The sequence below is a fragment of the Sphingobacterium lactis genome, from assembly GCF_051951495.1.
Lineage (GTDB): Bacteria > Bacteroidota > Bacteroidia > Sphingobacteriales > Sphingobacteriaceae > Sphingobacterium > Sphingobacterium lactis_A.
This window is the reverse complement of record NZ_JBNHAS010000001.1, coordinates 1404394-1416777: the sequence shown is the minus strand read 5'-3', so window position 1 is coordinate 1416777 and position 12384 is coordinate 1404394. Positions and strand designations below refer to the sequence as shown.

The 12384-nt window shown below is 35.9% G+C and carries 8 protein-coding genes; 7 read left to right on the top strand and 1 reads right to left on the bottom strand.

Translation table 11 applies throughout. The annotated features are described in order from the left end of the window. Positions 1 to 11: 11 nt before the first annotated feature. The 7 genes from ACP6L2_RS06080 (at position 12) to ACP6L2_RS06050 (ending at position 10707) form a co-directional block, all read left to right on the top strand. Positions 12 to 611: an RNA polymerase sigma factor gene (locus ACP6L2_RS06080; RefSeq protein WP_440508380.1), complete on the top strand. Its 600-nt coding sequence runs from the start codon at positions 12 to 14 to the stop codon at positions 609 to 611. An 82-nt stretch (positions 612 to 693) separates the two neighbouring features. After that, on the top strand, positions 694 to 1890 hold the full coding sequence (locus tag ACP6L2_RS06075; protein WP_440508379.1) for a FecR family protein: 1197 nt from the start codon (positions 694 to 696) through the stop codon (positions 1888 to 1890). A gap of 96 nt (positions 1891 to 1986) precedes the next feature. After that, the gene (locus ACP6L2_RS06070) at positions 1987 to 5421 is read left to right on the top strand and encodes a TonB-dependent receptor (RefSeq protein ID WP_440508378.1); all 3435 of its coding nucleotides are present in this window, start codon (positions 1987 to 1989) and stop codon (positions 5419 to 5421) included. A gap of 19 nt (positions 5422 to 5440) precedes the next feature. After that, a complete protein-coding gene (locus ACP6L2_RS06065; protein ID WP_440508377.1) occupies positions 5441 to 6946 on the top strand; it encodes a RagB/SusD family nutrient uptake outer membrane protein in 1506 nt (501 codons plus the stop codon). A gap of 36 nt (positions 6947 to 6982) precedes the next feature. Further along, positions 6983 to 8986 (top strand): DUF5689 domain-containing protein, encoded by a 2004-nt coding sequence (locus ACP6L2_RS06060; protein WP_440508376.1) that lies wholly within the window; start codon positions 6983 to 6985, stop codon positions 8984 to 8986. Positions 8987 to 9012: 26 nt separating this feature from the next. Beyond that, the gene (locus ACP6L2_RS06055; protein ID WP_440508375.1) at positions 9013 to 9876 is read left to right on the top strand and encodes an endonuclease/exonuclease/phosphatase family protein; all 864 of its coding nucleotides are present in this window, start codon (positions 9013 to 9015) and stop codon (positions 9874 to 9876) included. A gap of 18 nt (positions 9877 to 9894) precedes the next feature. Next, the gene (locus ACP6L2_RS06050) at positions 9895 to 10707 is read left to right on the top strand and encodes an endonuclease/exonuclease/phosphatase family protein (RefSeq protein ID WP_440508374.1); all 813 of its coding nucleotides are present in this window, start codon (positions 9895 to 9897) and stop codon (positions 10705 to 10707) included. 171 nt (positions 10708 to 10878) lie between these two features. Here ACP6L2_RS06050 and ACP6L2_RS06045 read toward each other — a convergent pair whose 3' ends face one another. Further along, positions 10879 to 12378 carry a SusD/RagB family nutrient-binding outer membrane lipoprotein gene (locus ACP6L2_RS06045; RefSeq protein ID WP_440508373.1) on the bottom strand — a complete coding sequence of 500 codons (1500 nt, stop codon included), beginning with the start codon at positions 12376 to 12378 and terminating at the stop codon, positions 10879 to 10881. Positions 12379 to 12384: the final 6 nt, after the last annotated feature.

The following is a 12384-nucleotide window of genomic DNA, read 5'->3' as shown; positions in this document are numbered from 1 at the left end:
TATAAATATTCATGGTACCTTCCAATATCATACCTGAACTTAATCAAGGCAATCAAAAAGCGCTAAGAACCATTTATAAATTATATGGAAGGCAATTGTTATTCCTTGCTAATCAACTTATCAAAAATAAACAGGCATCAGAAGAAATAGTAAATGATGTGTATTTGAAGGTATGGGACCTAAGAGATAAATTTGAAACGACAAATAAGCTGAAGGCCTTTTTATATATTGCTACTAAGAATTCTTGTTATAATTTTATAAAAAAGGCGAATAACAAAGTATCCTTTGAGGACGTAGAGGATCAATTTAATTTGATCTGTAAAGATCATGGTGTCCTGGAAAAGATTATTCGTGCAGAGTTATTCGGAAGAATATTAGAGGAAGTTGCTAAGCTTCCTGAAAAACAAAAGGAAGTTTTTTGCTTAACCTATCTAGAAGAAAATTCAGTAGAAGAGATTTGCCATAAATTAGGAATTAATGCTAATTCTGTTTATGTCATAAAATCCAGAGCATTATCCAGTCTAAGAAAGGCTTTGAAAATGTATGATTCTGACTATATATTCCCAACTATTATTACAATTCAATATTTCCTGAATTCCCTAAATAAATAAAAATCAAATATTTTTTATTCCATCTGTAAGATTCTATTCAAATTATTGTTTCTATTCAACAAAGCACTATCAGAAACTTAAAATGAATGAAATAGAAGAAATTATTGATGTTTTAAAAACGCATCTAGGAAAAGAATTAACGGAAATTAATGATCCTAAATTTCATTTTCTAATGCAAAAATATCCATTCTTGAGCTCTTTGCTTCTCGAGGTCAAGAATGAAGATTCTTTAAAAGAATCCTTGTCACAATATATCTTACATAGTGATGAGGAGTTTCTACTTCTTGAAGATAAGCTGATAAATCAACTCCATTCGGACACTAAAACAGTCATCCCTTTGAAACCAAAAGTTTCAAGAAGAATGTGGGTTAATTGGATATCCATTGCTTCTTCTATAATAATTTTTGTTTTTGCCGGGCTTTACTTATTTAAAAACGATAGAAATTCTACACAACATGCTGAAACATTAAATGACAGTATAATTCCTGGTAGTAATCAAGCTGTCTTAACATTTGAAAATGGTAATGCCATTGAGTTAGTTGACGAAAGTTCAGGAATTAAGGTTGGAAAAGAAATAGTCTATGAGGATGGGACAGAATTGGCTTTAGGAAATTCCAAAGATATGATAAATCAGCGTATGCGATTATCTATACCAAAGGGAGGCCAATACAGTATTGTCTTATCAGATGGAAGTAAGGTTTGGTTGAATGCAGAAAGCTCCTTATCCTATCCATCAAATTTTAGTGGAAAAACCCGAGAAGTTGAACTTATTGGGGAAGGGTATTTCGAGGTTACAGCGAATAAAGATAGACCTTTTATAGTTCATACCTCAAATGAAAAGGTTCAAGTATTAGGAACAGAATTCAATGTGGAGTCTTATGTGGATAACCTTTCGTCATCAATTACCTTAAATAATGGTTCGGTTGAGGTCTCTACTAATCATGCTGGGTCCAAAACCATGCTATTAAAACCTAATCAACAAGCTAAAATTTCTGGAAATAACATAAAGTTATTGCAGGTAAATGCAGAGGAATTTTCTTCATGGAAAAACGGAGAGTTTATGTTCAATAACGAGAATTTAGATTTGGTTATGAAAAAATTATCACGTTGGTATAATTTCAATTATTCCATTTCTAATTCGCTAAAAGGAATCAAAGTTTGGGGAAGTATTTCAAGAAATGAAGCTTTTGAAAAGGTATTGGATATAATAAAAACCACCGATAAAAGAATACTTATAAAGATAGAAGGGAGGGAAGTAATACTTAAAGAAAATAAATAGAAAAGTCTAAAGCCGAGGAAGTTGGCGCTTCCTCGACAAAGAAAGGCTTGCTTTAAAAATGTGTACAAATTCTAAAAACTAACCTATTCAAATTTAATGAAAAAATATATCATTTTATTTGGAGATATTCCTGTATTTCCAATTTATAAAAGTTTGGTAATTATGAAAATAGCCATCATTCTCCTGCTTATAGCTAGTTTACATGTTACAGCAAAAACCAATGCACAAAATATTACGCTGGTGAAGAATAATATTTCACTTGCAGATGTGTTTAGGGAATTTAAAAAACAATCCAATTATAATATTATTAGCAATGCTGAATTACTGAAAAGAGGTGCTAATATACGTGTTGAGATAAAAAACAAACCATTAAAGGATGCCTTAAATACCATTTTAGGACCTTTGAACTTAGATTATACATTTAAGGGGAAAACGATTGTAGTCTTTGAGGCCAATAATTCAGATTCTAATGTAAACCTCTTAGAAAATAGCTCATCAACAGTTATTCAACAAATAACCTTAACCGGTGTAGTTAGAGATGATATAGGACAGCTCTTAGCTGGTGTTTCGGTTCAAAACACTCGAAGTAAAATTCAGGTTAAAACAAATGAACAAGGAGAATTTAGTCTGTCGGTATTAAAGGGAGATCAGATCTCCTTTAGCTATTTAGGGTATCGGAAAGTGGATCTTGTCGTAGGAGACAATTTAAATGTCAGTGTTGTGATGATTCAGGCAGAAACAGATATCGATGAAATTGTTGTGGTTGGGTATGGAACAGTTCAAAAGCGTGATCTAACGGGTGCAGTTTCACAGGTGAAAATGAAAGATATCAATGAGGTTCCGGTTATCCGTGTGGATCAGATGCTTCAAGGAAGGATTGCTGGGGCAGAGGTAGTTTCTACAACGGGTGAACCTGGAGCAAATACTTCCATTAGAATTCGAGGAACAAGATCTATTTCAGCCAATAATGAACCATTATATGTAGTGGATGGTGTGATTGATGCCATAACGGATTTAAATGATATATCTCCGAATGATGTCACTTTAATAGAAGTATTAAAGGACGTTTCTTCTACCGCAATTTACGGCTCTAGAGGTAGCAACGGGGTTATCATTATTACTACAAAGTCAGGAGCAGAAGGGTCGAAACCCATATTTAATTTTAGGTCAGAATTAGGGACAGCTGCTTTACCAAAGAACCTGGATATTATGAATGCCCAAGAGTTTGTGCAATTGCAAAATGATTGGTTTTACATTTCGAACGTTAATAACCAAACTAAACCAATGGAAGAGTATCCATATCCAGATCCGTTGTCCTTAGGTGAGGGCACAAACTGGACAGATGTGATCACTCGAAATGCACCATATACTAACTTGGTATTGTCAGGTTCAGGAGGTAATAAGAACACGAAATATTACTTCTCCGGGAATTATAATAATACGCAAGGGATTATTATAAACAGTGGCATAAAACGTTATCAAACACGTGTAAATTTAGATAAGACCTTTAGCAAATATGTAAAGACAGGGTTTAAATTGAATTATGCTTTCCTGGATCAAGATTTAAATAATGCTGAAGTTGGAAATGTCAATTACTGGTATAGAAATACGCTGTTTCTTACACCATTAATGGAGCCCTACAAGGAAGATGGTTCATTCAATGATTGGAACCCACTTCAATATGAGGGGCAAATATTTGACTCTCCTTTGGCTATGGCTGAATTGATGAAGAGGAATATGCAAAGGAAAACGTTGAATCTGATTAGTTATATTGAGATTGAACCAATAAAATCATTAAAGCTTCGTTCTCAAGTATCGTATTACGATTATAATAGATTCTCCAATAATTTTACTCCTGGATCCTTGCCAACTCGGGCAAACAAAGGGTCTGGAGCGTATGCCTACAAGGGGGCTTATAAAAACAACAATATTCTAAGTGAGAATACAATCACATATGCTAAATCTTGGGAAAATAAACATTTTGTGGATGGTCTATATGGATTTTCTTACCAACAGTTTTGGAATTCTAATATGACGATGAGTGGAGAAGGATATTTCATAGATGACTTGGAGGAGAATAATATGGGGGCAATTCCTTCAAAAGAAACAATAAGTCTAGGATCAAATCTTCAAAAACAAATTAAGCTTTCCAACTTTGTTCGTTTTAATTATAATTACAATAGGAAATATTATTTAACACTTACTACACGCGCTGATGCATCTTCTAATTTTTCAGCAAACAATAAATGGGGGTATTTCCCATCTGGAGCAATAAAGTGGAGTGCTTCAAATGAAGAGTTTCTAAAACCATTAAAGCCTGTTTTGAATGATCTTGCATTCCGTTTCAGTGCTGGTATTGCAGGGAATGACGCTATCCCAATTTATCAGTCTCTTTCAGCACTTTCCAGTTCCACTTCAGGATATATTTTCGATAATGCCATTCCGGTGGCTTATTATCCGTCGAGGATTGAAAATAATCGATTGACTTGGGAAAAAACTGGTTCCATTAATTTAGGGGTGGATTTTGGTTTCTTCAAAAACAGACTTACCGGAAGTTTTGAATACTATAATACAAAAACTACAGATTTATTATTGACCCTACAATACCCAACTCACACAGGTTACCCAAGCCGTTTAGCCAATATTGGTGGAACTTCCAATAACGGGATGGAATTAACTATGGATTTTAAAAACATTCAAAAGAAGAATTTTACTTGGTCCACCACATTAACCATCGCTAGAAATAAGCAAATGGTGGATGATATAGGAGGATTTGAACGGGTAACGGCTTATTCTACCACACACGGTTCATTTTATCCAATGTATGCTTATGAACAAGGAAGACCACTGAATGCATTGTGGGGAATGCAATATGCTGGAACTTGGAAATCGCAACAAGAAATCTTGGATAATCAGAATACCAAAGAATTTGCCTCAGCATCACCAGCCTACTATGTTCCTGGTAGACAGCGCTACATTGATCAGAATAAAGATGGTGTCTTAGATTATGATGACTTGGTTTACTTAGGAAATGCAGACCCGGAAGTTTATGGTGGCTTGCAGAATAGCTTCAATATTTATGGATTAAACGTGTCATTTTATTTTAATTATTCCATTGGAGGTAAATTATATAATCCAATTGAACTATTCATGGGTACAGGTTCTCGATTCACCAATCAATTTAAATATATGGTAGATGCCTGGCATCCGGTAAGGAATCCAGATTCTGATATCCCATATGCTAATTCAAAAGATCAGATTCCAAACGACCGTTTTGTACATAGTGCTTCATTTTTAAGATTGAAAAATGCATCACTATCTTATCGATTTGACTTGAATAAACTAACCAAAAACAGATTGAATTCTATCACCTTGTTTGGAAGTGGTAATAACCTGTTTTTATGGAAGAAATATAATGGATTTGATCCAGAAGTTTCTTCGGTCAGTGAAGGTTCTACGATTAGGAGGATGGATAATGGAGCTTATCCAAATAGCAGAACAATAATTTTTGGTGCACAAGTCAATTTTTAATTTTTCAATTCTATTCATCATGAAAAATCATTTTAAAATCTATATATCATTCCTAATTCTTTTTGGCTTGACTTCCTGTTCGAAGCTTTTGGAGGAGGTTCCTAAAAGCCAGGTAAACAAAGATCAATTCTATCAAAATGAGGCACAATGTATCGCAGGGCTAAATGGATGTTATGATAATCTCACGGATATTTTTACACATAATTTATTTAAGATTAACGAGGGGAGCAGTGATTTGGCTTTTTGGGCCTTGGACGATGCTGATGCAAGTTTTGCTATTTCACCAGCAAATCCAGGGGTAGGTGATATTATTTGGACTGCAGCTTATCATGGGGTGATGGTTTGTAATGCGACCATTGTTGGCATCAATAAATCACCTGTAGCAGAGGGTAGAAAGAAATCATTAGTAGCAGAGGCAGTTACCCTGAGAGCATTATATTATTATGTATTGACTTCCATGTTTGGAGATGTGCCATTTTACACCAAAGAGGTTGCAAATTTTGATGATTTGGAAGAAATTACAAAGCTAGGGAGGATGCCTGCATCTGATACAAGAAATTATTTAATAAAAGATCTAGCTGAGTATGCGCCAGCATTGCCACAAATAAAAACCAGCTTAATAGTAGGGAATCGAGTGTCGGCTTCATTAGCTTATATCCTAATTGCCAAAATGGCCATGTGGGAGAAAAAGTATGATGTTGCTTTGCCGGCTTTGCAAAAAATAATGGGAATTTATGGAAGTCTCCAAAGCTATAAATTAGTGGATATCCTCTTTAGAAATAAAAATATAGAAGAATCCATTTTAGAAGTTCAGTTTGCCTGGTCTGCTACTGGTATTCGAAAGACTACCTTGGTTGCGGCTATTACCACACCACCACGTACAGCAAATACTTCGATATATGATGGGGTGGAAATATTGGAACTAGGCGATAAAGCTAACCCTTCTACTTCGATTACACCTTCAGATCACCTGATAGATATATTCAATAAATATCCTAATGATATCCGTGAGAAAATTGTGATGGCCAGGGATTATAATGATAAATGGTTCAATAGGCCTTCAAGAGATAACTTTGAGGGGAAACCATGGATGGGTCCAAAATTTTGGGCAATTCAAATGGACAATAAGCTGGATGGTAATAACCAAAAGGTATTTCGGTATGCTGATGCCTTGTTAATGGCAGCAGAATGCTATAACGAGATAGGGAATGAAGCTGAAGCTCTTCGGTATATCAACATGACTAAAATTCGTGCTAATATTCCAATTCTAGAGGTTTACCCAGGTAAACAATCCTTTTTTGAAGAGTTAATGGATGAAAGAGGAAGAGAATTAATGGGTGAGTATGGGCGCAAGTGGGATCTGGTGCGTTGGGGGATTTTTTATGATAGCATAAACAACACCATTGCAACAGAAAATGAAAAAATTAAAGCGAATCTAAGGCCTTATCATGAATTTTATCCAATTCCTGATGAAGAGGTGTTTAGGTCGAAAGGTGTTCTCACCAACGATGCCTATAAACAATAATAATGTTTTATATCATTCTATTTTAATTAAGAAATTATGAATCCATTAATAAATAACACTTCAATTTTTAGACTTTGCATTGCATTGTTCTGGACTATATTGATAATCAGTGGATGCCAAAAGGAAAGTTATTTCATATATGATACTGGTGTGGCGATTAATCATGAGATCATTCGAGTAGCTGACACAGCAGGGAATACTCGGGTTTTGGTTAATGCCGAGGCCGGTTGGAATGCTGAGATGGTTGATTCCTCACAAAAATGGGCAAAGATTACAAGCGGATCAGGTAATGGCTCTGGACAGTTTTTTATTGAATTCGATTCGAATGTTGGGAATTTACCAAGACAAACAAAAATTGTAGTTCAAGGAGGCGATAAAAAGGATACTATTCTATTCCAACAGCGGGGAATACCTACAACCATTGCTATAAAGGATACCTTGCTTACAGGAATTGCAGCAGGAGGAAAGATGAAGTCAGGGATTGTAGCAAATATTCCATTTGAACTGATGAAGGTGGAAATTAAGTATCTAAATCCCGGATCAATAGACTGGATATCTGATGTAAATATTGAAAATGGTAATAGTTTGGTGTTTTCAGTGGCAAAGACAAATGAAACTGTAGATCGTATTGCTATCTTAAAACTTTCTTATTTGGATGCTCTTGGAACTTTGAATCAAGATTCCATTAAGATAAAGCAAAAACCTAAGGCTGGTAATGATAGTGATTTTGCAGAAGGAAAAGACATGACTTATGTGAAGTCCATGTTGCCAACCGGAATAATAACTGAAAACATCTTCCTTGAAGGGATAATCATAAGTGAAAAAGGAAATGCCAACTTAGCAACAAATCTGAATACTGCACCAGGTACAGTAAGTCCGCATGAAAATGAAGTTACATTTTATCTTCAGGATGTTAATAATCAAGCTGGTGGGATTTTATTTAAAACGAAGACAAGTGCTGACAATATTTTCGATCAAAATGAGCGTGTTAAAATCTGGTTGAAAGGAACCAAAATCACGAAATATTCCAATCCTACGCGATATGTTATAGAGGATGTGGCAAATGAACATATTTTGGAAAAGAATGAAGGCGATCCGGTTCAACCAAAAGAAGTATATATGAAGGATTTAACCGACCAGGATATTTACACTTGGGTTAAGTTGAAGGATGTGGAGATGTCAATACCAAATGGTTATTTTTCCAATATGCATGAAGGATATGCTAGTCGTGTTTCCGTTTATGCAAGTTCTATTCGAGATATTAACCGCAATAACATGTATATGTTGATTAATACGGCAGTTCCTTATCGCACTTCTGCTAAGCTGCCTCAAGGAAGTGGTACAATTACAGGTATTCTTGTCCATGACGATATTCCAAGGTTTGGTGGGGATATTGGTAAATATTCATTAAGACCATTAAATCGTGAGGATATTAATTTGGCTGAAAACAGAGAAAATGGATTTACGAGGGTTATTGCGGAATGGTCTGGTTATAAAACAGGTGATGCTAATCCTATGCTGCCTGATATTGGCTTAGAGTATGGAGCTAAGATGTCTCATTCTTCGAAATCCATCCTAAGTGGTCCAGATTTTAATGGACCTAGCGTAACTACTGGCGGAGGTTATAGTGTAAGCGGATGGTGGAATGCTGGCAAAGGGGAAAGTTGGATTTTTGAATTATCTACAACTGGTCTTACTAAACCAATGTCTATGCAGTTGGAAGGAGGTGTTATCGTTGGGGGACCAAGGAATTATGTGCTTGAATGGTCTGAAGACCAGAATGCAGGTTCATGGAATCTTATTGATGAGTATACCTTGCAAGACTATGTTCGTGCAGGAAGTGGTACTTTATATACTCAGGTCGCCGGTTATAAGGTAGTTGACTTTGCGTTGCCAATGGAACTGTTGAACAAACCTAAAGTTTTTATAAGAGCTCGGGTTAAGAATAATCAGGCAGGAACAAATACCTCTGATACTGGGGGAACTATAACAAGTGTTGCCAGTAGATTAGGACATGTTTCAATCAAGGAGAATAAATAAGATTTAATAGTATATAAAATAAGGTGATGATGCGATATGTTAAGTTGATCGGTCTGTTTATTTGCTACTTCTTTATTGTTTTGGTTGATGTTCAAGCCCAAAAACCTGTTAAGTTAAAGGTCATGTCTTTTAATATCCGGATGAATTACCAAGATGATGGTGTAAATAACTGGGGTTTTAGAAAAAGCTACCTGACTGATGTGATCAAAAAACATAGGCCTGCTCTTTTAGGGATTCAGGAAGCTTATTTCCCACAATACTTGGATTTGAAAAATCTTATGGTTGAATACGGGGCATTTGGCCCAATTGAAGCAAGGCAAGGGGCGGAATCTGTTGGTATTCTCTATTTGAAAACTAAAATGTGCCTGATTGATTCAGGTACATTTTGGTTATCTCAAACACCGGATGTTCAAAGTCTGGGTTGGGATGCTAACTTACGGAGGACTGTTACTTGGGGTAAGTTTGAGCTAAAGGATTCTGGCAAACAGGTTTATTTCTTTGTGACTCATTTTGATTTTAAAGGCAAACAAGCTCCTGGAGAAAGTACTAAGCTGATATTGAAGAAAGTTAAAGAGATAGCAGGTCAGGAGGTTGCTGTAATTACAGGAGATTTCAATTTTAGAGAAACCAGTAAACACTATAAAATGCTGACAGAAGGATTAGGAGATGGATATCGATTTTATGATTCCTATTATCTAGCAAATGAAAAAACTGGACCTACTTGGTCTTTAAATAGTTTTGGAAAGACTCCAGAAATAAAGCGCGGGAAAATTGATTTTATATTTTCAAATCATAAATATCGTGTTAGCAAATACGAAAATATAGCTGAGCATAAGGGTGATTTTTATCCTTCCGATCATAATCCGCAGGTAGCAACTTATTACTTTTAAACAGTTAGAATTAATAGAATGAACTATAAATTTTGTAATACTTTGTTATTTAGCCTTTCTCTTGGGGTAATAGCAATGATGTCTTCGTGTGATTCTTATAAAAAAGCAGTGGATTCAAATCCTAAAGAACTTGCTGTTCTGAGTTATAATATCCATCATGCAAATCCTCCTTCAAAGACTAATTTTATTGACTTAGATGCTGTTTGCAAGGTGATCAAGGATGCTGATGTGGATATCGTAGCTTTACAAGAGGTTGATGTAAATACATTTAGAAGTGCTGGTTTTAATCAAGCAAAGGAAATCGCAAAGCAATTGAACATGTCTTATCATTTTTATAAAGCTATTGATTTTGAAGAAGGAAGCTATGGTGTTGCAATATTGAGCAGACTTCCGATTCGTAATGCCAAAACCATAAAGTTGCCACAGGTTGAAAAGGCTGAGGAGCGAATTTTAGCACTGTTAGAGGTGAAAATAAATGGGCAATGGGTGTCTGTGGTCAATACACACTTAGACTCTTCTAAAGGTCATGCAAATAGAAATATGCAGATGGCTTATTTAGTGGACTTGGCGGAGAAGAATATAAATCCTATGATACTATGTGGAGATTTGAATAGCTGGCCTAACTCCGAAGCTATTAAGATATTGGATAAGTCTTTTGAAAGAACTTGTTTGAAAGATTGCGAGCCTACTGTTCCGCAGGTTAATCCTAGGAATGTGATTGATTATATTGCAACGAAAAATTTCCCTTGGCATCAAAAGTCTATTACTGTAATTCAAGATGAATATGCATCGGATCATAGACCAGTAAAAGTGGTGTTTGATCTAAATTAAGAATAGATGAATACATCTAAATATGGTAATCAACTCGTTTGCCTAAATTTAAAGGGGCTGTTTTAGGACAGTCCCTTTTTTAGTATGATGAATTTAAGTTTTATTGAGTTGTAAAAAAAAGAGACTGCCCCTCGCGGGCAGCCTCTCCGATTAAATAATAAAAAACATAGATTAATTTACATCCCAGAAGATTTTGCTAGTCTGTGGGTCAATATCACCCTGAGCCTGAACATTATCTTGATTGTAGCTGTATTCATTTTGAGGATACACTAAGCGCAAAGGTATCTTGCGTCCCTGAGCACTTTGGTTTTGGGTAAGTGGTATATCGGAAGGATAACCCAATCGTCTATAATCTACCCAAGCTTCGAAGTTATTGATACTTGGCAATGCCAAATATTTTTGATTGATGATAAGTTCAAGTTTGTTGCTCGCATTATCCCAACTGGCAGAATTAGCTAGTAAATTGTCCGCTTCAGTGTCAGCTGTAGGGATCCCTAACCAATTGAAAGAGTCTTTTACTGCACTTTCATATACGGACTTAGCATTTCCAGGTAGCCATCCACGTTGTATCGCTTCGGCTTGAAGAAATAGGCTTTCCATGGATGTAAAGAACCATAAAGGTTGGGTCCCATCTGATAGTATACCAGTCCCTACAACGATAGATTGATTTCCAGATTGTAATCCGGCAATAGTAGGAGATCCAAAGTATGAACCTATCCATCTGTCAGAAGGGTTTTTGGGATTCTGAGCAGGTAAGAACAAATATTGATAACGAATATCGTCATTATCCTTATATCGGTTCATCAGGTAATGACTTACTCTATTAAAACCATCCATAAGAATACCACTTTGATCAGCTACGTAAGTGTTATAAACAGGGTTTACTTGGTTAATGTTGTTGGAGAATAGCAAGCTTAGCATTGCAGTTTCGCCAGCTTCGATAAATCCACTTCCATCTGCAGTAATTTTAGCTATCTCATCACTTGGATTAGTCACAAATTCAGATTGGTGAATTAACAACTTTAGCGATTGTGTATTGGCTAATTTTCTCCATTGGGTTAGATCACCTGCAAATAAAACATCGGATTTTGCAGTTGCTTCAGAGATTTCAGGGTTAGCCTTAAAGATAACACGTGCTTCCTCTAATTCTGCAAGTAGACCTTTGTAAATGTCTTCACCTTTGTCATAGGCAGGGGCAACTGAACCTTCACCTTTCAATGCATCTGAGTAGGGTACATTGTTGTACATGTCTACCAAATACATAAATCCAATAGCGCGGATGATTTTACCAGCACCAATAAAGAAGGGTTGACCAGATTCCTCACCTTTTTTAATCATCAATTCTGCATCATTCAGAACATCATACCAACTTGTTGTACTGTTCGCCCATTGGCCTTGTTGAAATGTTGCGGTGATGTTGTAGTTTTCCAATGGAATACTTTGCCCGTAGTCTGCTCCCCGACCATAGTAACCACACCATGATGCTGTCCATGAATATTGAGTACCCATTCTGGTGGCTGTTTGTTTCAATACCATAGGCAACAAATGCTGTGGAGTTACTAATGGATTGGTTGGGGCGTTCTGGTTGATGTTGATATCGAAAAAGCTGTCCTTACAGCCAGACAATGTTAGAGTTGTCGCTAATATTGCCAATAATATTTTTTGTTTCATTGCTGT